Source organism: Lacipirellula limnantheis (genome assembly GCF_007746075.1).
GTDB lineage: Bacteria > Planctomycetota > Planctomycetia > Pirellulales > Lacipirellulaceae > Lacipirellula > Lacipirellula limnantheis.
In genome coordinates this window covers 5799485-5825478 of record NZ_CP036339.1, presented here as the reverse complement: position 1 = coordinate 5825478, position 25994 = coordinate 5799485, and the positions used below count along the sequence as shown (strand labels likewise).

Annotated in this window: 16 protein-coding genes; 8 read left to right on the top strand and 8 right to left on the bottom strand. The window is 64.3% G+C overall.

Annotation, left to right across the window (positions count from 1 at the left end):
* The first annotated feature begins 246 nt into the window (after nucleotides 1-246).
* The 5 genes from I41_RS22665 to I41_RS22645 all read left to right on the top strand — a co-directional run bounded on the left by I41_RS22665 (nucleotide 247) and on the right by I41_RS22645 (nucleotide 9639).
* Complete coding sequence (locus tag I41_RS22665) at nucleotides 247-918, top strand: response regulator transcription factor (protein WP_145435217.1); 672 nt, start codon at nucleotides 247-249, stop codon at nucleotides 916-918.
* A gap of 61 nt (nucleotides 919-979) precedes the next feature.
* A complete protein-coding gene (locus I41_RS22660) occupies nucleotides 980-3946 on the top strand; it encodes a sulfatase-like hydrolase/transferase (protein ID WP_168207098.1) in 2967 nt (988 codons plus the stop codon).
* Between the two features lie 163 nt (nucleotides 3947-4109).
* Nucleotides 4110-6797, top strand: coding sequence for a PSD1 and planctomycete cytochrome C domain-containing protein (locus I41_RS22655; protein ID WP_145435215.1), 2688 nt, complete (start codon nucleotides 4110-4112; stop codon nucleotides 6795-6797).
* A gap of 128 nt (nucleotides 6798-6925) precedes the next feature.
* Nucleotides 6926-8365, top strand: coding sequence for a DUF1501 domain-containing protein (locus I41_RS22650; RefSeq protein WP_145435214.1), 1440 nt, complete (start codon nucleotides 6926-6928; stop codon nucleotides 8363-8365).
* A 248-nt stretch (nucleotides 8366-8613) separates the two neighbouring features.
* On the top strand, nucleotides 8614-9639 hold the full coding sequence (locus tag I41_RS22645) for a hypothetical protein (RefSeq protein ID WP_145435213.1): 1026 nt from the start codon (nucleotides 8614-8616) through the stop codon (nucleotides 9637-9639).
* A 5-nt stretch (nucleotides 9640-9644) separates the two neighbouring features.
* Here the strand turns inward: I41_RS22645 and I41_RS22640 are convergent, their stop codons facing one another.
* Nucleotides 9645-11234, bottom strand: a complete 1590-nt coding sequence (locus I41_RS22640; RefSeq protein ID WP_145435212.1) for a PQQ-dependent sugar dehydrogenase — start codon at nucleotides 11232-11234, stop codon at nucleotides 9645-9647.
* Nucleotides 11235-11967: 733 nt separating this feature from the next.
* On the opposite strand from I41_RS22640, the gene I41_RS22635 reads away from it, so the two are divergent.
* Entirely contained in the window at nucleotides 11968-13140 is a 1173-nt protein-coding gene (locus tag I41_RS22635; RefSeq protein WP_145436467.1) for a sugar-binding protein, read from the top strand.
* A 76-nt stretch (nucleotides 13141-13216) separates the two neighbouring features.
* On the opposite strand, the gene I41_RS22630 is transcribed toward I41_RS22635, so the two are convergent.
* The 5 genes from I41_RS22630 to I41_RS22610 all read right to left on the bottom strand — a co-directional run bounded on the left by I41_RS22630 (nucleotide 13217) and on the right by I41_RS22610 (nucleotide 17195).
* Complete coding sequence (locus I41_RS22630; RefSeq protein ID WP_145435211.1) at nucleotides 13217-13402, bottom strand: hypothetical protein; 186 nt, start codon at nucleotides 13400-13402, stop codon at nucleotides 13217-13219.
* 448 nt (nucleotides 13403-13850) lie between these two features.
* A complete protein-coding gene (locus I41_RS22625) occupies nucleotides 13851-14843 on the bottom strand; it encodes a PEP-CTERM sorting domain-containing protein (protein ID WP_168207097.1) in 993 nt (330 codons plus the stop codon).
* Between the two features lie 339 nt (nucleotides 14844-15182).
* Nucleotides 15183-15614, bottom strand: a complete 432-nt coding sequence (locus tag I41_RS22620) for a hypothetical protein (RefSeq protein WP_145435209.1) — start codon at nucleotides 15612-15614, stop codon at nucleotides 15183-15185.
* 58 nt (nucleotides 15615-15672) lie between these two features.
* Nucleotides 15673-16107 (bottom strand): hypothetical protein, encoded by a 435-nt coding sequence (locus tag I41_RS22615; RefSeq protein WP_145435208.1) that lies wholly within the window; start codon nucleotides 16105-16107, stop codon nucleotides 15673-15675.
* Nucleotides 16107-17195 carry a DUF1559 domain-containing protein gene (locus tag I41_RS22610; protein WP_168207096.1) on the bottom strand — a complete coding sequence of 363 codons (1089 nt, stop codon included), beginning with the start codon at nucleotides 17193-17195 and terminating at the stop codon, nucleotides 16107-16109. Before I41_RS22610 ends, I41_RS22615 begins: the two co-directional genes overlap by 1 nt.
* Nucleotides 17196-17649: 454 nt before the next feature.
* On the opposite strand from I41_RS22610, the gene I41_RS22605 reads away from it, so the two are divergent.
* Nucleotides 17650-19443, top strand: a complete 1794-nt coding sequence (locus I41_RS22605; RefSeq protein WP_145435206.1) for a redoxin domain-containing protein — start codon at nucleotides 17650-17652, stop codon at nucleotides 19441-19443.
* A gap of 459 nt (nucleotides 19444-19902) precedes the next feature.
* Nucleotides 19903-21267: a Gfo/Idh/MocA family protein gene (locus I41_RS22600; RefSeq protein WP_145435205.1), complete on the top strand. Its 1365-nt coding sequence runs from the start codon at nucleotides 19903-19905 to the stop codon at nucleotides 21265-21267.
* A gap of 280 nt (nucleotides 21268-21547) precedes the next feature.
* On the opposite strand, the gene I41_RS22595 is transcribed toward I41_RS22600, so the two are convergent.
* Nucleotides 21548-23056, bottom strand: coding sequence for a DUF1501 domain-containing protein (locus I41_RS22595; protein ID WP_246133730.1), 1509 nt, complete (start codon nucleotides 23054-23056; stop codon nucleotides 21548-21550).
* Between the two features lie 22 nt (nucleotides 23057-23078).
* Nucleotides 23079-25850, bottom strand: coding sequence for a PSD1 and planctomycete cytochrome C domain-containing protein (locus I41_RS22590; RefSeq protein WP_145435204.1), 2772 nt, complete (start codon nucleotides 25848-25850; stop codon nucleotides 23079-23081).
* Nucleotides 25851-25994: the final 144 nt, after the last annotated feature.

Below are 25994 nucleotides of genomic sequence, written 5' to 3'. Positions count from 1 at the left end.
ACCGGGCAAAGTCATCGCCGCTACAGCATTGGTATACTTTCCACCATCGGCAGTGACCAGCGAGGTGAAATTACAAATCGGACAGTTGGCCGTTAGTGCCGCTGGTATATAGCTTTCCGGCGTTTCCAATACAGCTTCCAGGAGGCCGCCGCGGTATGATGCAGGAGGACAGCGCCGCGGTGCGATCCGCCTAGTCGCTCAAAGCGGAATTCCCCAAATTCTCTCAATTCGCCGGAGTCGCCCTCGATGGAAGTTTTGGTGGTGGAAGACGACGAGATTCTGGGCAAAGCGATCCGTCGGGGACTGGAGGACGCGGGTCACCGATGCACCTTGGTCGCCAACGGCGCGAAGGGGCTGGAAGTCGCCATTGCGCAGAAGTGCGACGCGATTGTTCTCGATTTGATGCTGCCCGACCGTCCGGGGCTGGAGGTGCTGCGCGCGATTCGCGCTCAGGGGATTCGGACGCCGGTCATCATTCTAACCGCACTCGGCTCCGTCGAGGAACGCGTCGACGGCCTGAATGCCGGCGCCGACGATTATCTGATCAAGCCCTTCTCGTTCCCGGAACTGCTCGCTCGTCTGACGGCCATTTCGCGCCGCGCGCACAATCTCACCGCTCAGAATCTCTGCGTCGGACCGCTGTCGCTCGATCTAGCCACCCGCCGAGTCACTCGCGACGCCCAAGAAATCGATCTGACCCCGACCGAGTTCAGTCTGCTGGAATTCCTGATGCGCAATGGGGGGCAGGTCCTCACGCGCAAAATGCTCAGCGAGCATTTGTGGGATTCGGATTGGGAGGGCGTGACGAACGTCATCGAAGTCCACATCACCCGCCTGCGCGGCAAGATCGACCGCGACTTCGATCAACCCCTGCTCCAGACCGTCCGCGGTCGCGGGTACGTCCTCCGCGTCAGTTGAAACGACCCACTGCAACCTCGCTCCGAGGAGTCCGCTTCGAGCAACGCAACGCCCTATGCCCATGTCATTGACCAAGCGCGAGCAGCCTTCGGCGTCGATCTGGCGGACGCTCCGGTTTCGACTCGCGGCGTGGAACGCCGGCGCCGTGATCCTCACCGCTCTGGTGACGCTCGTTGGACTGCGGCAAGGCGTCAGCTGGGCGCTGATCCACGAGCTCGATCAGGTGTTGCTCGACGACGCGCGGGACGTCCGCGCGATGATCGAAGCGACGCCCGCGGACCAGGAGAAGCAGTTGCAGCTCAACCTGAATCGCATGGCCAGCAGCCACGAACATCGCGGGTGGTACGTCAAACTACTCAACGGCGAGGGTGAAGAACGCTGGGCGACGGAGCACGCGAGACCCAAGCTGCCGCGGCCGAACATTACCAAAGATCGGACGCCGACGACGTTTGAGGGGTATCGGATCGTTCAGTCCGAGGTCGACGCGAAGTTCCACGACGTGAAGTTAATTCGCGTGGGGGCGACGCTTAGTCAGATCAATGAGGATATGGCCCGGATTGATCGTTGGGTGTTGCTGGCCGCCGGCGCCGTCTTGCTGACGGCGCCATTGTGCGGCTACTGGCTGGCGTCTCGCGCCGCGGAGACGATTGGCCAAATCATTACCACGGCTTCGCGGCTCCGTCCGAGCCATTTGGACGAACGCCTATCGATTCGCGGAACGGGGGACGAGCTCGATTTGCTGGCCGAAACGATTAACTCGCTGCTCGATCGCATTGCCGCGTATATCAACGTCAAGCGCGACTTTCTGGCCAACGCCGCGCACGAGCTGCGGACCCCGCTGGCTGCGATCCGCAGTTCGGTGGAAGTCGCGCTGAACGCCGAGCGGTCGTCCGCGGAATACGAAGATCTGATGGTCGACGTCATTGAAGAGTGCGGCGCCTTGGAGACGCTCGTGAACCAGCTATTGCTGCTTTCCGAAACCGAAGCGGAACTTCCCGCCGCCAAGTTCGAGCGCGTCGACCTGAATGACCTTGTCATGAAAGGCGTCGACATGTTTTCAGGCGTCGCCGAGGCCCGCGGCGTGAAGCTCCGCGCGGGCCGCGTCGATGACGCCGCCGTCACCGGTCACCGCGTGCACCTACGGCAAGTGCTGAACAATCTGCTCGACAATGCGGTCAAGTACACCCCGTCGGGAGGCGAAGTCACGGTCGAGGTCATCGTCGACGAGCCGTTTGTACGACTGAAAGTGATTGACACCGGCGCCGGGATGACCGCCGAGGAGCAGCAGCATATCTTTCAACGCTTTTTCCGCGCGGAGTCGGCGCGGACGCGGAGCCCGGGCGTGGGCGGGACCGGCTTGGGGCTCAGCATTTGTCAATCGGTCGTCCACAATCACGGCGGCGAGATTCACTGCAAGAGCTTTATCGATCGCGGCACGACCTTTACCGTCACGTTGCCGCTGGCTGAGGAACCGTCGGGGCTCGACAAGCTGTTCGAAGCGAACGGTCTGACGAGGTTGGCGTCGTGGCTTGTCGCCCTGGCGACGCTGGTCGCGGGAGCGGCCGTCGCGCGTGCACAGGAGCCAGCCCGCCCCAACGTCGTCCTGATCTACGCCGACGATCTGGGCTATGGCGACGTCTCGTGCAATGGCGGCGCGATCCCGACGCCGAACATCGACAAGCTGGCACGCCAGGGCCTCCGCTTCACCGACGCCCATGCCTCGGCGCCGACCTGCACGCCGTCTCGGTTCGCCTTGCTGACGGGCCAATACGCGTTTCGACAGCCGGGAACAGGCATCCTACCGGGGGACGCCAACCTGATCATCAAGCCCGGTACGCCGACGCTTCCCAGCTTGTTGCAGCAAGTTGGCTACAAGACGGGCGTCGTCGGGAAATGGCATCTCGGCCTTGGGGAGGGCAAAGTCAATTGGAACGAACCGATCAAACCAAATCCTGCCGACGTTGGGTTTGACGAGCACTTCATCATCGCCGCCACGGGCGACCGCGTCCCGTGCGTCTATGTGACCGATGGCCGCGTCGTCGATCTCGATCCCGCCGACCCGATCGAGGTGAGCTACGCCGAGCGGATCGACAAGTCGCCCTCGGGCGCCGAGCGGCTGGATCTGCTCAAGCAACGTTGGTCGCACGGGCACGATCAATCGATCGTCAACGGCATCTCCCGCATCGGCTGGATGACTGGGGGCCAACAGGCACGCTGGATCGACGAAGAGATGGCCGATGTGCTTGCCGCGCAAGGGGTCAAGTTCATCGACGAGCATCGCGGCGGACCATTTTTTCTCTTCTTCGCCACGCAAGACATTCATGTGCCGCGCGTCCCCCACTCGCGCTTTGCCGGGAAGAGCGGTCACGGGCTGCGAGGTGATGCGATCATGCAACTCGACTGGACCGTCGGCCAAGTGCTCGATGCGCTCAAGAAGAACGGCCTTGAGCAGAAGACGCTGGTGATCTTCACCTCCGACAATGGACCGGTGCTCGACGACGGCTATCACGACCAGGCGAACGAACTGCTCGGCAAGCATGACCCGAATGGTCCGTTCCGCGCCGGTAAGTATTCGGCGTTTGAAGGGGGGACGCGTGTCCCGCTGATCGTCCGCTGGCCGGAGAAAGTCGCCCCTGACGAGGAGTCGGGCGCCCTGTTCGGGCAAGTCGATCTCGCGGCGTCGCTAGCGGCGCTCGCGGGGGCCGAGATTCCGGCCGGCGCTTGTCAGGATAGTCGCGACGAACTTGACGCGCTGCTCGGCAAAGATGAAACCGGCCGACCCCATCTTGTCCACGAGGGCCACGGCCCGCAGGCCCTGCGGACGGCTCACTGGAAGTTCGTCGCACTAGGCCCCACGCGCGACAGCCTCAACCCCGTCCCGCCCACGCCGATCGACAAGAACGGCGCGCTCTACAACCTGCAAAGTGATCGTGACGAGTCGACTAACCTGATTGACGATTACCCAGAGCAGGCCGCAGCCATGAGCAAGAAGTTGCGAGCAATCGCCACAACGCCAGATCGCGAATAGCACGCTCTTGCTCTAACCTCCGGCTCCGAAGCAGGTTGCGCAGGCGTCGCCAGGTTGCACAGGGCGTTCCGGTCCCGCTGCAACAAACCTCACGCCGGTATAGAATGAACCGTGCCCGCGGGGCGCGCGTTTTTCGTCTTCTGGCCACGAGGCATCGATCGCTATGCGGGATGCATTGCGACGTTCGAGCAGCCGCCGCGCTGAGCAGCGGACGGCGACCATCTCGACGTTCTCGCTATTGTCGCTGTGCCTGCCGACGCTGTTGGCGATTGGCTCGGCGCGAGCGAACGAAACGCCGCTTGAGCCTGCCGCGGTCGAGTTCTTCGAAACCCGCATCCGCCCTGTTCTCGCCGAGCACTGCTACGCATGCCACTCAGCAGCGGCGGGCGCGCCGAAGGGGGACTTCCGCCTCGACTCGGCCGAACAGCTCCGCCGCGGCGGCGCTGCCGGGGCGGTGATCGAGCCCGGCAAACCCGCCGACAGCACACTCATCTCCGCGCTGAAGTATGAGTCCTACGAAATGCCTCCGTCGGGCAAGCTACCCGACAACGTGATTGCCGACTTTGAACAGTGGATAGCGATGGGGGCCCCCGATCCGCGAAGCGACGCGGCGACGGAGACCGTCCCGGCTGCTGCTGATCCGCAGAGTCACTGGGCGCTGCAGAAGCCGGTGAGAGTCGCCGCCCCGCCGGTGAGCGATCGCGCCTGGCCGCGTTCGGTGGTCGATGCGTTCATCCTTGCGCGCCTCGAAGCCGCGAACCTCAAGCCGTCTGCCCCCGCCGATCCCGCGACGCTGCTCCGCCGTCTGCACTGCGACCTCACCGGCCTGCCGCCGACTGCGGCCGAGCTTGAACAGTTCGCCGCCCATGCCAGCGATGCGGAGTACGAGCAGGCGGTCGATCGGCTGCTCGCCTCGCCGCAGTTCGGCGAACGATGGGGGCGCTATTGGCTCGACGTCGCCCGCTACGCCGACACCAAGGGTTACGTCTTTCAAGAAGATCGCAACTACCCGACGGCATACAAATACCGGGACTGGGTGATCGCCGCGTTCAACGGCGACATGCCCTTCGACAAATTCGTCGTCAACCAGATTGCCGCCGATCAGACGGGCGACGCAACTGCCGTCGCCGCCAGCGGGTTTCTCACGCTCGGCCGCCGCTTTCTCAACAATCCGCAAGAGATCAACGACGACCGCATCGATCTGATGACGCGCGGCTTGATGGGCCTGACGGTCGCCTGCGCGCGGTGCCACGATCACAAGTACGATGCGATTCCCACGGCCGACTACTATTCGCTGTACGGGATTCTCGCCAGCTGCACCGAAACGCCCCGCGACGACGGGCCGCCGCTACTGGTCGACTCGCCGCAGCCAGTTGTGCAGCACGTCTATCTTCGCGGCAACGGCGGCGCTCACGGTCCGGAGGTGACGCGACATTTCCTTTCTTGCCTTACCGAGGGCGAACCGCAACCTTTCCAGAACGGCAGCGGGCGGATGGAACTCGCCCAGGCGATTGCCAGCCGCGACAACCCGCTCACGGCGCGGGTCTGGGTCAATCGCGTCTGGGGCAAGCTCTTCGGCCGCGGGATCGTGACGACGCCCAGCGATTTCGGCGTCCGGGGCGAGCCGCCGACCCATCCCGAGTTGCTCGACTGGCTCGCGGTCACCTTCATGGACGAGCAATGGTCGACCAAGCGGCTGATCCGCCGCATCGTCCTCTCGAACGTCTATCGCCAATCGAGCGCGCCGCGCGACGATTGCCATGAAGCCGATCCGACCAACGCGCTGCTGGCGCACATGAATCGTCGCCGGCTCGATCTCGAAGCGTTGCGCGACAGCCTGCTCCTCGCCGCGGGTCGGCTCGACATGACCATGGGGGGCCCGTCGGTCCAGTTGACCACGCCGCCGTTCGCCAATCGGCGAGCGGTCTATGGTTTCGTCGAACGCCAGAACCTGCCGGCGTTCTTCCGCACCTTCGACTTTGCAAACCCGAACACCCCGGCCGCGTCGCGGCCGCAAACGGCGTCGCCGCACCAGGCGCTCTTCATGCTCAACAGTCCGTTCGCGCTGGAGCAGGCACGGTTGCTGGCCGAGCGGAGCGCGGCACATGCCGAGAATGCCCCGCCGCTGGCCGATCATGAACGCATATCGCAGCTTTACCAGCTGGCGCTCGGTCGGAAGCCAAGCCTTGAAGAATTGACCGATGCCGCCACGTTCGTCGTCTCCGGAGTGGAATCCGATCAAGCCGCGCAGCTTGCCGCACAGCCGCGTTGGCAGTTTGGGTGGGGCGTTTTCGATCCGTTGAGCGATCGCGTCGACTTCCATCAGTTTCCGCACTTCCGGGATGGCACGTGGAACGGCGGCGAGACATTTCCCGACGCCGAACTCGGTTGGGCGATGCTGAACATCCAAGGGGGCCACCCCGGCGACGCCGCCCACGCCGTCATCCGCCGCTTCACGGCGCCTGCGGCCGGTACGCTGCGCATCGAAGGCGAGCTCCGCCACCCAGCGGCCGAGGGGAACGGCGTCGTCGCTCGGGCGGTCTCGACCGCCCGCGGTCGGATCGGCGAGTGGCCGGTCGCTCATGGGGCTAGCTCAACTGTGGTGGACGGGATACCCGTTTCTGCCGGCGACGTGATCGACCTCGTCGTCGAATCGGGCGGCGAACACACGAGCGACACGTTCCTCTGGAAGGCAACCCTCCGTCTCACCCGCGACGACGGCACGGTGGAGTCATGGAACACGCTCGACGGCATCGACGGCCCGCGCCCAGCGACGACCCCGCCGCTCGATCGCTGGTCGCAACTGGCACAGGTCCTCTTGATGTGCAACGAATTCGCGTTTGTTGATTAGCACGGCTGAAGAATATTTCTCGCAAAGGCGCGAAGGCGCAAAGAAGAATGCCTGTCAACGTATTTCCTTTGCGCCTTCGCGCCTTTGCGTGAGATCATCCTGTATTCGTTTGAAGCAAAGTAGTTGCCATGCCCCATAATCCCCGTCCCGAACATCTCGCCCTGACTCGCCGCGAGTTGCTGCAGCGCTGCGGCATGGGCCTCGGCGCGCTTGGCCTTGGCAGTATGCTGGCCTCGGAAATTTCGGCGAGCGCCGCCGAGATCTCAAATCCGCTCTTGCCGAAGGTTGCCCACTTTCCCGCGAAGGCAAAGCACGTCATTCATCTATTCATGAACGGCGGCCCTTCGCACATCGACACGTTCGACCCCAAGCCGCTGCTCCACAAGTACGCGGGCAAGAATCTTCCGACTGAGAATCTCCGCACCGAGCGCCCGACCGGCGCCGCACTGCCTTCCCCCTTCAAGTTCAAGAAGTACGGCCAAAGCGGCATTGAAGTCAGCGAACTCTTCGCGAAGACCGCCGAATCGATCGACGACGTCGCGGTGATCCGCTCGACCTACGCCGACGTGCCGAATCACGAACCGTCGCTGATGCTCATGAACTGCGGCGACGCTCGGCAGATTCGGCCCAGCCTCGGTTCGTGGGTCTGCTACGGCCTCGGTTCAGAGAATCAGAACCTGCCGGCGTTCGTCGCCATGTGCCCCAACGGCTACCCAATTCAGGAGACGCAGAACTGGCAATCGGGCTTCCTTCCAGGGGCTTACGAGGGGGCGTATCTCGACACGCAGCACACGGCCATTGAGCAGCTGATCGAGAACATTCGCAACGAGGCGATTCAAGTTCCCCGGCAGCGCGAACAGCTCAACTTGCTGGCCAAGCTCAATCTCCGTCACCAGCAGGCCCGCCACGACGATGCGGCGTTGGAATCGCGGATCCAGTCGTTCGAACTCGGGTTCCGCATGCAGACCGAGGCGGCCGAGGCGTTCGACGTCAGCCGCGAGCCGCAACATATTCGCGACATGTACGGCCCTGGCACGCAGGCCCGGCAGATCCTGATTGCCCGCCGTCTCGTCGAACGCGGCGTCCGCTTCGTCCAGGTGTGGCATGGCGAGGGCCAACCGTGGGATAGCCATGACGACCTCGAAGTGATCCACCGCAAGCTCGCGAACCAGTGCGATCAGGCGATCGGCGCGCTGCTGGTCGACCTCAAGCAGCGCGGTCTGCTTGACGAAACGCTCGTCATCTGGGGGGGCGAATTCGGCCGCACCCCTTCCGTCGAGTTGCCGAAGGAAGGCGCCAACGCCGGCAAAATCAATGGCCGCGATCACAACCACTACGGCTTCACCACTTGGCTGGCCGGCGGCGGCGTCAAGGGGGGCCAAGTCTACGGCGCCACCGACGAATTCGGCTTCAAGGCCGTCGAGAACCGCGTCCACATCCACGATCTTCACGCTACGATCTTGCACCTGTTGGGCTTCAATCACGAACGCCTCACCTACCGTCACGCCGGCCGCGACTTCCGGCTCACCGACGTTCACGGCCAGGTGGTGAAGGGACTCATTGCGTAGCGACCCACCGACCCGCGGGGCACCTGCAAGGAAGAACCCGACGCTGAACTCTTGGACCTCCAAGGCGTCATCCGGTTGTAGCAACGGCGAATTCTGCAAAGAAAAACAACCGCTCGAAACCCACGTCGGTCCAAGAGCGCTCGCGCCGGTGGTCGCCCGCAGCGCCGACCGGTATCATCAACCCCTCGCGTCCACTCCCGTGCTCACCACCGTCGCGCTGGGAAGCTCAACTTCCCGCCTCGCCCCTCATGAAGCCGCGTCTCGTTGAAAAGCTCGCCGCCCTCCGTAAGAACCTCGACTGCGGCCATTTTATCCTGGCCGACGCCAAAGACGCCGACATGGCCTGGGGCGTCGCCAGCCCCGGCGAGCCCTATCCGGCGAAGCAAGGCGGCCCGCGCTATCGCTCGATGCCCGAGTTCCGCGAGCAGATTCGCGAGATCGTGCGCCAGGGCGCCGTCGACATTATGCTTGCCTCGGTCTCGACGATGGACGAGCTCGCTCACCGCGAGGGGCTGTTCGACGCCAGCGACGTCACCCCGGCGATTCGAGCGAACGACGCCACCGACGTCTGGATTCCGCGCGGCGGCAATTATCGCGCCACGCCGTCGCATCCCTTCGCCAGTTGCTATCTCGAAGAGGCTCAATTCGGCAGCCTAATGGCCGCCGGCGACGGCGAGCCGAAGGTGAACCTCGGCCTCTACTCCGCGACGTTCAACAACTCGTTCGACAGCGACTACGCCACGCTCGAAGCCTTCCGCGCCTTCCGCGCCGACGCCGAGCAGTGCGGCTTCCACTACTTTCTGGAGGTCTTCGCCCCCAACATCGACGGCGTTGTCCCGGCCGACCAGGTCGGGGCGTTCGTCAACGACCACATTTGCCGGATGCTCGCCGGCGTGCCGCTCAGCGGCCGGCCCGAGTTCCTCAAGATTCCGTTCTTCGGCCCCGAATCGCTGGAGGAGCTGGTTGCCTACGATCCGAGCATGATCGTCGGCGTCCTCGGCGGCAGCAGCGGAACGAGCTTCGATGCCTTCACGCTGTTGGCCGAGGCGAAAAAACATGGCGCCCGCGTCGCGCTCTTTGGTCGCAAGATTAAGGATGCTGAGAACCCATTATCGTTCGTTGCCACGCTGCGGAACGTTGCCGACGGCGAGCTGTCGGCCGCGGAAGCGGTTCGCGCCTACCATGGCGAACTGCAGAAGTTGCAGATTGCGCCGCGGCGGTCGCTGCCAGACGACCTGCAACTGACGGCGACCGAGCTCAGCTACGCCCGCTGACCGCGTTAAGCAGCCGGCACGACGCGCCGAGCGCGCCTCCGCATGAGGCCCAACGCCCCCCAGCATCCGCCCGCGACGACGATGTGCCAGGCGGCCGGCTCGGGAATCGTCGTCGACGGCGGCGAGCCGCCCCCAGCCGCGATGAACGCCGTCTTCCAGAGAGCGAGATCGGCGGCGTCGACCAGCCCATTGCCGTCGCCGTCGGCCCCGGCAAAGGGCGCCGTCGCGGCACCCGCCTCGCGCTGCCACCGCAGGAAGTCGCCCCCGTCGACGTCGCCGTCGCGGTCGTAATCCCCCGTGGCGATCAGCGATTTGATCGAATAAATCTTGCCGCTGTTGAACGCTGGCGTCGAGAAGGCTCCCTGCGAGGAGATATCGGCCACGAACAGCGTGTCGGTCGTCGACAGCAAGCCGTCAAGATGACCCACGGTCGGGTCCGCGTTGGAAACGACCTGCAGGATGGAGTTGTCGCCGAGATTGACGAAGCCCAGCGGATTCTCCTCATTGACGAGGCCGGCGGCATTGAACTTCCCGTGAAATCCGGCGAACAGCCCGTTGTTCAGCGGGGCTGGAAACATCGGGGGGGCGAAGGCGATCTCGTTGACGCCTTCGGCCTCGGAGCCATTGGGCGCGGGAATCGGCTGGAAGGCGGCGATCGGTCGAACCCCGACGGAGCCGATCGGCGTCCCGGTGCGATACTGCTCGTATGCCGTCGGGAAGCCAAAGTTCGGCGCCGTCGTTCCCAAGCTGGCGGCCGGAACGACGTTAATCTCATCGGCACTGGTCGGTTCGTTGGGGTCGACCACCCCGTCGATCCCGTTGTCTCCCAGGTAAAGGTCGCCCGTCAGCGGATGAAACGCCATCCCCGTCGCGTTGCGCAAGCCGGCGGCGATCTTCACGGGGGAACCCGCCGAAAGGCCGCCGGGCCCGTCGACGAGTTCGATCCGATGGACCGCATCGCCAACTAGCGTCCCCGCCGCGCCGAAGCTTCCCGAGAGCGTCACCGTCCGCGTCGTCACGGCAAAGTTCGTGTCCGAGCCGAGTTGGAAGTACAACTCGTAGCGATTCGCATCGTCCGGGCGTTGCCGTATGGCCAGTGCCGAGTGGGGGTGAAGCCACCCGCCAGTGGGGTAGTTCAGCGTGATTCCCCCCAAATAGGTGAGCGGGTCCGCCGGGGCGGCTCCTAGGCGATAGAGCGAGATCGGCGTTCCAGCCCCCTGTCCGGTCACGGCGACCAGACTCCCTGCGCGGCGCAGTGCCGAAATCTTTCCCCCCGGCACGTTCGCGACCAACGTTTGGCGCACGTCCGCGACGCCGTCGCCATCTGTATCGGCCAGGCGCAGCACCGCCCCCGAGGTGCTGCCGAAGTAGTTCTGCCCGTTCGTCACCGCTGTCAGGATCGAACCGTCGTCGAGGGCCGCCATTCCGACGGGGTAGTTCAAGCCGTCGGCGAAGGTCGTCACCCGCAACAAGGCCGGATTCAGCCCCGGGGCCTCGACCGTGATGCCCCTTGCCGGCACAGCGGACCAGACGCAGGCGACGCCAAGGGCAAGCGACTGCAACCAGCGGCCTGATATTCGCGAATCAAGTCCCATCGTTGCAACCTCGGCGGTTCAAATAGTTGGGCGATCGCCGCATGCTTGCACGCGATCGAGAGACGAGGCGGTTGATCATAGCAAATATAACGAGAATTCTTCGCGCGAAAGGTTGAAATTCTATGCAGATCGCAGTAATCTACGGCTCGCGTGGCGGACGAAGGCATCAGAGAAGTGGCAATTTCGGTCGTCTCCAGCACCTTTTCACAGCGGAGTGTAATGCTCCGTCACATCCGCCGCGTCGCTTTGCGGCGCGGAAGCATTGATGCGCCTGCAAGTTGTTCATGGATGTTCCCGGCGTCGCTGAACCAAAGCCTTTGGGTCGGCGGTTGAACGGCGTGATCGCGCGCTGCGCTGCGGTGTTCGCAGTGACCTAGTTTGGGCACAAGTGGTTCTCGGGTTGTTCGTGAGTGCGGAATTGTGTGGCGATGCGCTTGACGAATCGTCGAGCGACGTTCGCAGATGCGAATTTACCGCTGGCAACTCTTGCGAATCACGTCATTTTCAGGCCTTGGGGGGGTCTGAGGCACCATATGAGCAGCGCGAGATGAGTGGTTTTGCCGCCGTCGTCGGGAACTTCCTAGCCAGCCGAGGGCGCCGCCGCGTCAGAGGATCATCGTCGAGGAGTCGTCGTCGAGGAATCGCCGAGGAATCATCGAGGAGTCATCGTCGAGAAATTGTGTAGCGGAGAAGTACGAGCCAAGTATTCACTTTCACTGTGGGGAACCTAAGTATGTCGCATCATGGCAGTTTTTTGTCTCGGGCCCTGGCGGCCCACGGAGCGCTGGCGGCAATGGCGATCGTCGGCGCCGGCGCGTCGCCGGCAGTCGCCCAAACCGTGCGTAACTACAACGTCAACCAAACCAATGTTGCGCCCACCATTGACGGCGTCGTCTCGCCGGGCGAGTGGAACAATGCCGCCACGGCGTCGGGTTCGTGGGGAGTTCTGCGCGAGGCGGAAGGCGAGCTCGACACGGAAAACAATCGCTTCCGCATGATGTGGGACGCCAACAATCTGTACGTCCTGTACGAGACCAACTTCAACATCTACTCCGACCCGGCCGACAAGGTCGGCGACCCAAATCCGGGCATCTCTTTCGGTGCAGACAATCTCAACCTCTACTTGGACCCGAACACCGACGGCGGGCCGAATTTCGTCGATAACCCCGAAGACAACGTTGACGGCTATCAGTTTGCCTTCAACCAGTTTAGCGATCCCGACAACGGTTCGCTGACCTCCACCGATGCCAACCGCCAGGGCGTTGGCTTCTTCACCGAAGCCCATGCGAACACCCCCTTCGGCGATCAGGCCAACTGGAATCGCGGCGGATCGCAGGTCGCGGGCGCTGCAATGCAGAACATCGTCGTTTCGCAGCGCAATACCGCCACGGGCGGCGTCGCCGAAATCGTCTTCCCGTTCGCTAACTTCAATGCCGACGCCGTGCTTCCGGGAACCACCGACGCCGCTGACTTCGACAGCGATGGCTTGGTTAACGGTTCGGACTTCCTGATCTGGCAGCGAGGCAAGGGCCTCACCGGCCAGACCGACAAGACGACCGGCGACGCCAACCTCGACGGCAACGTCGATGCGGCCGATCTCGACCAATGGAAGACGGCCTACGGCACCAATACGCAGTACATCACCGGCCTGAACGCCACCAGTGGCGTCGACGCTGGCGACCAGTGGTTCTTCAACATGTCGCGCATCAACGGGCAAGGCGACCAGGGGAACTTCCTGCCAATTTGGAACTGGACTTCGTCCCAATCGTTCGCCTTGCGGCCGCACGGAACGATCACGTTCCTGGGCGCGCCGACGGTCGGCGCCGTGCCGGAGCCAGCTTCCTTGGCCCTGGCGGCAAGTGCGCTTGCCGGCATCGGGCTCTTGCGCCGTCGCCGGGCTGGCTAGTGACGATGCAGTAGTCGTTTGAACGTGCTGTACTGGCGAACAAGGGCGAAGGTTGGGGGGCACCAATATTCGCTTTTCAATTCGCCGCTGTGCGGACCGCGCCTTGCGTCCCGTCGCGGGGCGCGGTCCGTCCTATTTCTTCTTTCTTCATGCCGATGGCCAGCGAGTTGCGGACCTGCCGCAACGTCGGGCCAGGGGCGGCGACGTCCACCGGCAGCTGCAGACGGCAGCGATCGCGATCTTCGAGTAGCTGTGCCGTCATTCTTGCATGGCCTCGCGCTGTAGCGTCACTCCGGCAGCTAGCTAGCGCGAGCTCCAGTTAAGCGTGGCGTTTGTCATCCTGAACGCAGCGCTGTCATCCTGAGCGCAGCGAAGGATCTAGCGCCCATCGAGAGGCCAGATTCTTCGCTGCGTTCAGAATGACGCTGCAGCCAACGGAAACGCGCTCCTGCCCCTCTTTCCGACAGTCGATCGGCAGTGCCGGCGACAACGATCGGCTTGCGACGACATGCACCCGTGGCCGGGACGATCGACGCTCCCGCAGCGGCCGAGAAGGGCGTCGCTGATCACTGTCGGGGATTGCTTGCGCCCCATGACGCCAGAAGCCCCCGGCCGACATGCGTCCAGGGGCTTCTAGTAACGTCACTGGTGCCTGGCAGCGGCACTTGCCGCGGCGCCTAGCAGGGCGTCTGCCACGTGATCGTGGCCGCTTACCGATTGCGACGGCGGCGGAGCCGCATCCCGCCGATCGCCAGCGCTCCGCCGGCGAGCAGAGCGAGCGATGCCGGTTCCGGCACGGCGCCGATGGCCGCCACGGCCGGGGCGCCGCCGAAATGGCTCGTCCACAGCGCGAGGTCGTCGGCGTCGACGTCGCCGTCATCGTCGGCGTCGCCGGTCGTCGCATCGGGCTGGCCGGTCGAGCCGAAGCCCCGTTGCCAAATCAAGAAGTCGGCCCCATCAACGTCGTTGTCGCCGTCAAAGTCGCCGTTCGAGGGATTGGAATCGATAAACGGCGTGTCCTGCGCCGCGACGTAGCGATAGATGCCCGAGGTGCCGAATTCATCCTCCGCGAAGGCCAGACCGGCCAGGCCTGGGCCGGAGAAGGTAGTGTCGGTAGCCGACACCTGCGGTTCCAGCGGCTTGCCTGCCGGGTCGTCGGCGAGCCAGACGTACCCGCTGAGCTGGTCGCCAACGACGTTCAGCTCGATCACCACTTCCGAGCTGGCGTTGAATGGTGCGTCGAAGGTCGTGCCGATGTCAAACGTCGCTCCGCCGTCCAGCACCTGAATGTTGAGGTTCCCGCCGACGTCGAAGTACATCAGGTAACCCTGCAACGTTTCCGGGTTGACCCGCGCCGTGACGACGAGGTTGCCGCCGTCGTTGAGCGGGTCGTTTGGATCTGGGAATACCTTGCCCTGCGTCCGGATGTAGGTGTCGCCCAGGGCGATCGGCACGAATGCCGACGATTGTTGGGTCGGCGAATCGTCCGACGGGTCCAGTAATAGATCGCCGCTCGATGCGTCGTAGGCGCCCGGGAATAGCCCGCTGCCGCCTAGATCGGTAATCCACGGCACCGGATTATTATCCGTAATGCTCCCGTCATTAAAATCGTCCATCCACCCGGCGGCCGAAGCCGTCTGCGGGGCGATCCCCAAAAAACCCAGAGCCGCTACCTGCCACCACCGACGTTTCACGACCAGCATGGACATCTCCTCTGTCAATCGACTCAAAGTTGAAGGAACGCAGGACGCGGCGTCGCCCGCCAAGGTGACGCGAACGTCGCAGGGAGTATCGCCCGGGAGGATGTAGACCAGTCGCGGCGCCCCGATGGCGCCCATACCCAACGTGAATCGGGAGAAGAGCAAAAACGGTTGACTGGCCTGCAAAGATTGCAGCGAAACACCGCCTATTCCGCAGATTAACGGAGCCGTTCGTCCCCGTCAATTTTTTTCGCGAAAAACCGGTTCGCGCGACGAGCGCCGGCGCCTGGCGAGCCGCCGCGGCCGGCCGCCAAAGTAGAGCCAAACGGCCCCTAAAAGGCCCTATTTCTTCGGCGTCAGCTGGTCGAAGCGGGCCTGATCGACCTCTTCGACGTTCCCCGTCGCAAAGCCCACCAGCCGCTTGCCGTCGACGCCGTCCTGCTCGTGGATGACGACTTCTTGCGGACCGGCGGAGGCGGGCGGGGCGCCGTAGACGATCACCAGCGGCTTGCCGTCCCGCTTCGAGGTGAACAGCCCTTCGGCGTCGATCACCTTTAGCTTCTCGGCCATCGGCGCTAGCGGCCCCTGAATTCGCTGCTTGAAATCAGCCGCGTCCTTGGGCCGCTCGCCGTTCCGCGCGATCGCATAATAAAGCGTCGTCAGGGATTTGAATTCCTCGGCGTTCTGCGGACCCGACACCGACGGTTTCCCGCCGCAGCCTGCGGCCGTGGCCAGCAGCAAAATCAAGACGTTGAGCAGTCGACTCGTCGACATCGATGGCCCTCCAGGCAGATCCCCAAGGCATGCGGCGGCGGAACCGCGGCGGAAGCGTTTACTTCGCCGCGGTTTTCGGCGCGATCTCCGCGAACTTCGCCGCGTCGACTTCCTCGATCACCCCGATGCGGTGACCTACTTGCCGCATCCCGTTCACGCCGGTCTGCTCGTAGACCACCAGATCCGACCCGGCCGGCGGTTGGCCGTAGACCACGACCAGCGGCTGGCCGTCGCGCTCCGAGATGAACAGGTCGTCGATGCTGTTCACCTTGAGCGCCTCGGGCGAAACGTTGTCCTGGACCAGGGCGGCTTTGAACTCCGCTTCATCCTTTGGATAACGGCCAAGCGAGGAAGTCACTCGCGTGTGGAGCGACGTCAGCAGTCGCACATGCGAGAAGCCTTGCTTGCGAACCTCAGAGTCGCTGCCGCCGCACCCAGCCGCCGCGCTGACGGCCAGCGCCAAGCACAACGTCGCTACATGTCTCAGCGTCACTAGAAAGCTCCCATGTCGATGTCTTCGCCGTCGGCGCGCTGGCCGAGCTTGTTTAGCAATTCCACGTCGACATCGTAGCGGACCGATCGCACCGAGGCATCCGCAAACCCGGCGTTGAACATCTCGGTATGCGCCCCGCCGAACGAGTAGGCCAGGGCGCTCGACAGCGGTTGGCCGCCGGGCAGGTCTCTGTCCGCCGCGGGGGGGCAGTGGGTGCTACGCAACGTGTCGGGGTCCCAGCCGTCGGCCCAGCCCTTGTCGTCGTGCCAATCGCCGATTTCGTAGAGGCTCGGCTGGAGCCGCTTTTCGCCGATCACGAGCGTATTGCTCGACCCGTCGGTGATATCCTCGAAGCCAATCTTGGAATAGAAACCGAGCTTTTGTTTACCCACAGGGCAGCTGGCGCAGAAATCGCTGCGCACGATGACCCCCATGTAACCGACGTAGCTTGTATTCGAAGTGTTCACGTTCTGCATATCGGATTCGAAACGGTAACTTCCGCTGGTATTCCCCCAAAACTCGCCATCGCCGGCAAGCTGGCAGCCTCGAATGCCCCACACGACATTCGGGGCCATCCAGTCGGCGGCCGAAGTACGTTGATTTCTGGTACGCGCCGGAACGGCGGCCGCGTAGTCCATCAAGAACGTGTTGGTCACCGGGTTCTTCGTCGGCGGCCGCCGCGACGGGCACGAATACATCGGCACAATTGTCGATTCCAGCTGGGCCGTCGTTTTGATGTTATAGACTGCCTGGCCTTCGACGTACGGCAGGATCTGGAAGGCCCAGCTCACGCCCTGCTTGTCGGGGCCAAACGGCGTGCCGCCTGGGCCGTTCATGTACTTCGCCACGTCGGGCCAGGGTCCCACGCCGCCACTGGGGAAGGCCTTCTTGGCCGACTCGTGGTTGTGCATCGAAAGCATCATCTGCTTCACCTGGTTTTTGCACTGCGTCCGCCGGGCCGCTTCGCGCGCCGCCTGCACGGCGGGCAACAACAGAGCCACCAACACGCCAATGATGGCAATCACCACCAGTAGCTCGACGAGCGTGAATCCCACCGCACGACGACGCTTCCCAGGGAACAAAGGCACGATGACCTCCAGATCAGAAAGATCGGCTAAAAATTGAGAATCGACAGAGAAGCGGGGAGCAGTTGCGACCCGCGGGCGAGGCGAACAAAGCTCCATGATGGATTATGCGATGTCGCCACCCCTTACGCAACGCGGTGACTACCGCGGAGCAGAATTATACACTCCAAATCTTCGCGGCCAGCCCCCCGCGGAAAAGTGATGCTATGCGTCTGGCTGAGTACGTTTTACGGCGGCTTTTCCAGAAACTGTTTGCGCGGCGATCCGGCGCCAATCCCCGGCCGCGACCGTCGAATGACAAAAGCGTAAGCCGCTTGCCCGCCTGGCTTCCAAGAGCGCCGCCGGCCAAGAGTTTCGTGCAGCTTTGGGTTTGGCCCGTGCCGCGCGTCGCCACTATACTGCAGTGCCGCGGCCAACTGCGCAGGCGTTATCTTGCTTCGCTATGGGGTGTCACTCGATGAAGATCCTGCCGTTCAGAAAGAATCTCCTGGCCGCGGCGCTGGCGGCCTTGGCGGCGACTCTGCCGGTCGTCGCATCAGCGGCGGCGGCGACCGCCGACTCCGCCCCCCGCAAAATCGAAGGCTTCACCCTCCGCGACTACCGCGGCCAGGAGCACTCGCTGCCCAACGCCGACGAGGCCAACGTCGTCGTCGTCGCGTTTCTGGGGGTCGAGTGCCCCCTGGCCAAGCTCTACGCCGGTCGGCTCGAACAGCTCCAGAAAGAATTCGCCGATCAGTCGGTGCGGTTCATCGGCATCGACTCGAACCGGCAGGACAGCGTCACCGAGCTGGCCGATTACGCCGAGGCGCAGCAGGTCACCTTCCCGCTGCTGAAAGATCCCGGCAACAAAGTCGCCGATCTGTTCGGCGCCGAGCGGACGCCGCAGGTCTTTGTCCTCGATCAGTCCCGCACCATCCGCTACGCCGGCGCCATCGACGACCAATACGGCATCGGCATCCAGCGCAAACAACCGACCGCCCGCTACCTGGCCGACGCGGTCACTAGTCTGCTGGCCGACAAGCCGGTCAGCCTCGCACAAACGGCCGCCGTCGGCTGCCAGATCGGCCGCATGTCGGCCGCCAAGCCCACGGGCGAGATCACCTACTCGAAGCACATCGCCCCGATCTTTCAGTCCCGGTGCGCCGAGTGCCACCGCCCGGGCGAAATCGCTCCCTTCCCGCTGCTGACCTACGACGACGCGCTCGGTTGGGAGCCGACGATTCTGGAAGTGATCGCCGAGAATCGCATGCCGCCATGGCTAGCCAATCCCGCGCACGGGGAGTTCAAGAACGACGCCCGCCTCTCCGACGAGGAGAAGACGCTCATCCGCACCTGGGTTGAGAACGGCAGCCCCGAGGGCGACCCGGCCGACCTGCCCGCTCCACGCGAATTCGCCGAAGGGTGGCGCTACCGCGACCCCGATCAGGTCATCCGCATGAACGACAAGCCGTTCGACGTGCCGGCCGAGGGGGTCGTCGACTATCAGTACTACGTTGTCGATCCCGGTTGGGACGAGGACAAGTACGTCGTCGCGGCCGAGGCGCGGCCCGACAATCGCGCGGTAGTGCATCACATCATCGCTTACGTCCTGCCGCCGGGCTCCGACCCGCGCAAGGATCACGAACGCCGTCAGATGTTGGTCGGCTACGCCCCCGGCAGTCCGCCGGCCGTGTTCGGCGACGGCCGCGCGATGCTTATCAAGGCAGGTTCCAAGCTGCTGTTCGAGCTCCACTACACGCCCAACGGCGTCGCCCAGTCCGACCTCAGCTACATCGGCGTGACGTTCACCGAGGCGGACCAAGTGAAAAGCCTGGTTGAGGGGGTGGCCATCGTGAATCCCCGCTTCGAGATTCCGCCGGGATCCGACAATTACGAAGTGGTGGCGCAAGTCAAAGCGCCAAAGGACCTGTTCATCCTGCGGATGATGCCCCACATGCACCTCCGGGGCAAAGCCTTCCGGTATGAGGCGGTCTACGCCGACGGCAAACGCGAGGTGCTACTCGACGTCCCGAAGTACGACTTCAACTGGCAGCTGAGCTACGAGCTCGCCAAACCGAAGTTCCTGCCGAAAGGGACCGAGGTCGTATGCACTGCGGCGTACGACAACTCCAAGGGCAATCCATCGAATCCCGACCCGGACGCCACGGTTCATTGGGGCGAACAAAGTTGGGACGAGATGATGATCGGCTTCTGCGACGTCGTCGCCGCGGAAGACGAGCGGCAGGAAGTGAAAGCGGCTGTAATTGAGTAGTCAGGAGACTGAAAGGGCAAAGATTAACCGCCAAGGACGCCAAGGTTCGCCGAGGAAATGCGGGGGACTTTGGGAACGCTAATCAGCGCTAATCTTCACTAATGGAGATTTATTAGCGCCGATTAGCGAAAATTCGTTTTCTCACTTTCTTCTCTGATCTTCCGTCGTGCTCGTCGTCCTTCAAATCCTACCCATGTTTCCTTGGCGAACCTTGGCGGTTAGATTCCTAGTGCCCTGGATCGAGTCATGGCTGCCAGCTGGTTGCCGAGCTGAATCTGTTTGTCGATCACTTTTCCAACTCACATCGGCTTTGCACACGAAGAAACTGTGGGAGGGGTCTCTGACCCCGATGCTGCGTTGAGCGACCACCGCGGCTCGTGGTGGTAAACGATATCGGCGTCGGAGACGCCTCCCGCAGATGGCTTGTGCAAAGCCGACTCGCTACCGAGAGGCCGCAAGATGTCTGCCGTCAAGAATCTCTCGTCTGGATCTCTCTCCCGCCGCAAGTTTCTTGGCGTTGGCGCCGCCGGCGGCATGGCGGCCTTCGCGGCCCCGGCGTTCTTGCGTGCGGCCAGCGCCAATGGCAAGCTCAACATCGCCATCATCGGTTGCGGCGGACGCGGCGCCGCGAACATGGGCGAGGTTGCCGGCGAGAATATCGTGGCCCTCTGCGACGTGAACCGGGCCAGCCTCGACCAAGCCGCCAAGCTCCACCCGCAGGCGAAGCAGTTCCGCGATTTCCGCCGCTTGTACGACGAGCCCGATCTCTTCGACGCCGTCGTCGTCAGCACGGCCGAGCACACGCACGCCTTCGCCACCCTCCCCGCGCTGCAGCTTGGCAAGCACGTCTACTGCGAAAAGCCCCTCACCCACGGCATCTGGGAAGCCCGCGTCATTCGCGAAGCAGCTCGCAAGGCTCGCGTCGCCACGCAGATGGGGACCCAGATCCACGCCGACGACAACTACCGCCGCGTTGTCGAGCTCATCCAGTCGGATGCGATCGGCCCGGTGCGCGAAGTCCACGTCTGGGTCTCCCGCGCGTGGGGCCGCCAGACGCCCGCGGAGGCCAAACTCCACGGCGACATCGTCGATGTGCAGGAGCGTCCAACGGCGGTCGATCCGATTCCGGCCGAGGTCGATTGGGATCTGTGGCTCGGCCCCGCGCCCGAGCGTCCTTTCAACAACGTCTATTTGCCCGGGCCCAAGTGGTACCGCTGGTGGGATTTCGGCAACGGCACGATGTCCGATTTGGGAAGCCACTGGATCGACTTGCCGTTCTGGGCCCTCGACCTGAAGCACCCGCTGACGATCGAGGCCAAGGGGCCCGAGCCCCATGCGGAGCTCGCGCCCGCCTCGATGCAGGTGACGTACGAGTACGGACCCCGCCAGGGGCAACCTGGACTCACGCTCACCTGGTACCAAGGGGTCGAGCGGCCGGAGATTCTCCAGTGGGGCATTCCCGCTTGGAACGACGGGGTATTGTTCATCGGCGATCGCGGCATGCTGCTCTCCGACTACGGCCGCCACATGCTGCTGCCCCAGCAGGAGTTCGCCAATTTCCAGCGGCCGGCGCCCTTTATTCCGCCGTCGAAGGGACACTGGGCCGAGTGGATCCACGCCTGCAAAACGGGCGATCCGACCACCTGCAACTTCGAGTATGCCGGCTGCCTCACCGAAGCGAACCACCTCGGCAACCTCGCGTTCCGCCTCGGCAAAAAGCTGGAGTGGGACGCCGACGCGCTGCGCTGCACCAACGCCCCCGAAGCCGACCCGCTGATCCATCGCGCCTACCGAGACGGCTGGCAACTAGGTGAAATCGCGTAGCTAATCACCGGCTCGCTTCAATTGAACCGCCAATGGCGCCAAGGCACACCGGGGAGAGGCTTGCCAGGACGACATGACTAGCACGACGCAGATCAATTTCTTGTTGTATTATTGATCTCTTTTTGCGCCTTCGCGCCTTTGCGTGAGACTTCTACGAATTTGTCTCTCGCAAAGGCGCGAAGGCGCTAAGGAAGACGGGGTTGACGTCGCTCCTCTTGGCGAGCCTTGGCGTCCTTGGCGGTTAGATGCTTCGGCATGGCAGCTTCGAGGAGGCCACACGCTACGAAATAATCTCGGCAATCGGAACGCCATGGTCGATCTCCAGACGCTTGCGACCCGGCACTTCCAGCCGCCGCGAATCGAGGCCTAGCTGCCGTAGAATCGTGGCGTGGATATCGGTCACGTAATGCCGGTGCTCGACAGCATGAAATCCAATCTCGTCGGTCGCCCCGTGGACGACGCCCCGTTTGAGCCCGCCGCCGGCCATCCACACTGTGAACCCGAAAATGTGATGATCGCGACCGTCGGCGCCTTGCGACCCGGGCGTCCGGCCGAATTCAGTGGCGAACACCACCAGCGTTTCCTCGAGCATTCCCCGCTGATCCAAATCCTCCAGCAGCGCTCCGATCGGCTGATCGACCGCCAGCGCCAGGCCCTGGTGATTCGCCTTCAAGCCGCTGTGGGCGTCCCAGGCGCCGGCGCCCCCGCCCCCGTGTTGAATCTGGATGAATCGGACGCCTTTCTCGACCAGCCGCCGCGACGCCAAAAGCTGGGCGCCGAACTCACGGCAGTACGGCAGGTCGAGCCCGTACAGCTTCTTCGTGGCGGCGGTTTCCTGGGCGAAATCGAGGGCCGCGGGAATCGAACGCTGCATGCGAAACGCCAACTCGTACGAGGCGATTCGCGCCGCCAGGGCCGGATCGTGCGGGTAGAGCGACCCCCGCATGCCGTTCAGCTCGCGCAATAGGTCGACGCCGACCGCCTGCTCGCTCGCCGCCAGCGGCCGTTGCGGCTGGCCAAAGTCGAGCGGATTGCTCGGATCGATCCGCAGCGGCACCGCATCGTGAGCCGGTCCCAGGTAGTAGCCGTCGCGCTTGTTCCAGTACTCCCGCGTGCCGAGCGAGATGAACTGCGGCAGATCGTCGTTGAGCGATCCCAGGCCATAGTGGACCCAGGCACCCAATGTGGGGAAGTCGCCGTCGTTGCGGTGGCGTCCCGAGTGAAATTGCGTCTGCGCACCATGGTTGCTGTCGGTCGTCCACATCGAGCGGACGACGGCCAGTCGATCGACGTTCCTCGCGATGTGCGGGAACCAGTCGCTCACTTCGATGCCGCTGTCGCCATGCCGGCGAAACCCGACTTGCAGCGGATAGAGCGTATTGCGCTGATTGCCGTTGGCGTCGGGCACCACGAGGCGCTCGATCGCCAGCTTCTTCGGATCCTGCGTGTCGGCGAACGGCGTCTCGGCGATCGTCTTGCCGGCGTATTTGGTGAGCATCGGCTTCGGATCGAAGCTTTCCATGTGGCTCACCCCGCCGTTCATGAACAGCCAGATGACGTTCTTCGCCTTGGGCGGGAAGTGGGGCAGGCCGTTGGGCGGCGACCAGGCAAGCTCGCTCGCACTGCTGTCGCGATGCAGCATCACGCCCAGCGCCAGCCCCGCCAGTCCGCGACCCATTTTCAGCAGGCATGCCCGTCGTGAATCGAGTTGGCCAAGCGGCGAACGCGCCGTCGGCGCGCCCGCAGGATCCTGGCACGGTCCGCCGTCATGATAGAAGTTGCTGCTCATGGCCAGGGCCTATCCCGACGCGTTAGCGCAGGGTCACGAAGTCGTTGTGGTTCAGCAGCACCCACACCAAGTTGGCCCGGGGCGATCGCTCGGTCTGCTCGGGAATTTGGCGCCACGCCGCGAGCGCCTGGACGCTGAAGGCAACCTCGGCGTCGCTGGCGTCAATTCCCAGCAACGTGCGGAAGGCTCGCCGCACGAACGTGGCGTCGTCATTGACCGCTCCGCCGTCCTCCACTTGCGCGAGCTGCTCAGCAATAACCTTCGACGAGTCGAGAACCAGCTCGCTGTTGGTCAGCGCGAGCGCTTGCTGCGGCACGATGCTCTCTTCCCGGCGATAACACTCGCTGACCGACGCTTCGTCGAACGCCGTCAGAAACATCTGGCGCTCGTTGTTCGAGTGGAAAAAGTACAGACTGCGCCGCCGCGACGCCGCTTGTTCGGCAGGCGGCACGGGGGGACCTCCTGGCGTCAGGTCGAGCGTGCCGGCGAGCGCCAGGATCGAATCGCGGACTGCTTGCGACTCCAGCCGGATCGGCGTCCGCCGCCACCAGCCCGCATTGTCGGGATCGCTGGCACGATTCGTCTCGCGCGCGGCGACCGAGGACGACAGGCGATACGTCGCCGAGTTGACGATCAGTCTATGGACATGCTTCATGCTCCAGCCGCTCTCGATCAGTTCGGCGGCGAGCCAATCGAGCAGTTCCACATGAGTCGGCGGATTGCCCTTGCGACCGAAGTCGAACGTCGTCGCGACCAGCGGCGTCCCCAGATGCCGCGCCCAGAGATGATTTACCGCGACACGCGCCGTCAGCGGATTCTGCGGGTCGGTGATCCACTCGGCCAGCGCCCGCCGCCGGCCCGTGCTTTGCGGCGCGCCGGTCACCGTGGGATCGTCGGCCGTCGAGTTCAGGAAGCGAGTCGGCGTCCACTTGGCTCCCACGAGCGGCGTGAAACGATCCGCCTCCGCCGCAGGCGCGGCCGCCAGCTTCTTGGCTTCCTCCAGCGCCTGCCGCGCTGTGTTCAGTTCGGTCTCGAGCGGGGCCTTCGCCTCCGCCGCCGCGCGTAGCAGTCGTAACTCGACGTCGGCGAGGCGGCTGCTCGCCTGGGCGACGGCGGCCTGCCGTTCGGCCGCCACGGCCGCGGCGGCCAGCGCCCGCGTATCGGCAGTCGCCGCTTGCGTCTGATCATCAGCCGCCGCCCAGCCGGCTGCCATCGCCTGGCAGCGCGTCTCGACGCTCCGACGTTCCATGACGGCGGCGACCAGCGCTTGTTCGGCGGCCCGCTGTTGGGCGTTGGCCAGCGCCTCTTCCGCGGCGACCTCCGTCGTCGCCCCGCGGGAGAGCACAGCGGCCAAGTCCGCCTCCGCCGCCGCCACCCGCTTCGCCGCGGCGGCCAGGTACGCCTCGCGCACCCATGCCCGCCGCTCCGGTTGCCACGCCTCCACCGGCAGCGAGACGGGCTGCACGTTCAACTCGCGAAACGCCAATAGCTCTGGGACTCCCGGGAGAATCGCCTGCGATTTGTCGGGCTGAGTTTCCTGTCCGCGCACGAACAGATACGTCGGCGCATCGCCGGCGCCATCGAACGCCCGCGGAATGCCGTCGCGACCGAGGTCGGCCTCGCCCGGCACGACGTCGAGCCGCACATGATACGGCTCGAAGAACGCCCGCATCCGGTAGTAGTCGACCTGCGCAATCGGGTCGTACTTATGGTCGTGGCACTTCGCGCAATTGAACGTCAATCCCAAGAACGCCTTGCCGACGTGCTCGACAGTCTCGTCCATCCACTGCGTGCGGTTGAACAGCACGTAATTCCGCGCGAGAAATCCTGACGCGCGGAGCTTGTCGAGATCGTTCGGATGCAACTCGTCCGCGGCGAGCATCAGCCGGACCATTTCGTCGTACGGTAGATCGGCGTTGAGCGACTCCACGATCCAATCGCGCCAGTGCCAGATGTGGGGCTGGCTGTTGCGCAACTGTTCGCCCAGGCCCCACCAGTCGCTGTAGCGCCAGACGTCCATCCAGTGTCGCGCCCAGCGCTGGCCATGGCGCGGATCAGCGAGCAGCCGATCCGCCAGACGCTCGTACCAATCCGGCGACTGATCGGCGTCCAGGCTCGCCAGTTCGGCCGGCGTCGGCGGCAAACCTAACAGATCGAAGTAGAGCCGGCGGACCAGCTCGCCGCGCGTCGCCTCGACCTGCGGCCGCAGCCCGTGACGTTGTTGATAGTCCGCGACGAAGGCGTCGATCGGATTCCGCCCCCATCCGCCGTCGCCGACGTGCGGCGTCGCCGGGCGCACCAGCGGTCGGAAGGCCCAATGCTCGCGCGGATCGGTATCAGGCCGTTCGTCGGCGGGAGAGGCGGCTCCTTGGGCGATCCACGCCGCCAGCAGCGCCGTTTGCTCCGGTGCGAGCGCTTCTCCCTCCGGCGGCATCCGTTCGGCCAGGTCGGCAGCCGTCACCCGCGCCACCAGCAAACTGCCGGCCGCGTCCCCGGGAGCAAGCACCGCGCCGCTGTCGCCGCCGCGCCGCGCGAACTCGCCCGTATCGAGCCGCAAGCCCGCTTCTTGCTTCAGCGCACCGTGGCAGGCGACGCAGCGGGCCGCAAAGATCGGCTTCACGTCTCGGGCGTAGTCGACCCGCTCGGCCCCGCCAACCTCCGCCGCATCCCCCCCGGCGGCGACTACCGCCGCCGCCAGCGCTACGCCGGCGCCCAACGCGCCACCAATTGCCACGCACAGCAGGCGCTCCAGCGCGCCCGATCGCACGCCGCCCGGCCGGCGGCTGCGACTCATCCAGCGAAGCAAATGGAGATTTGGCATCGCGACAGGGCTCGCGGGCGGAATAGGCGAACACCGAATGCGCTCGGCGACAAGCGACCGACTCCACGCCACGACGTGCGAGCGGCCCGCCCGCCAGTCTAACAGCGCAGCCCGCCG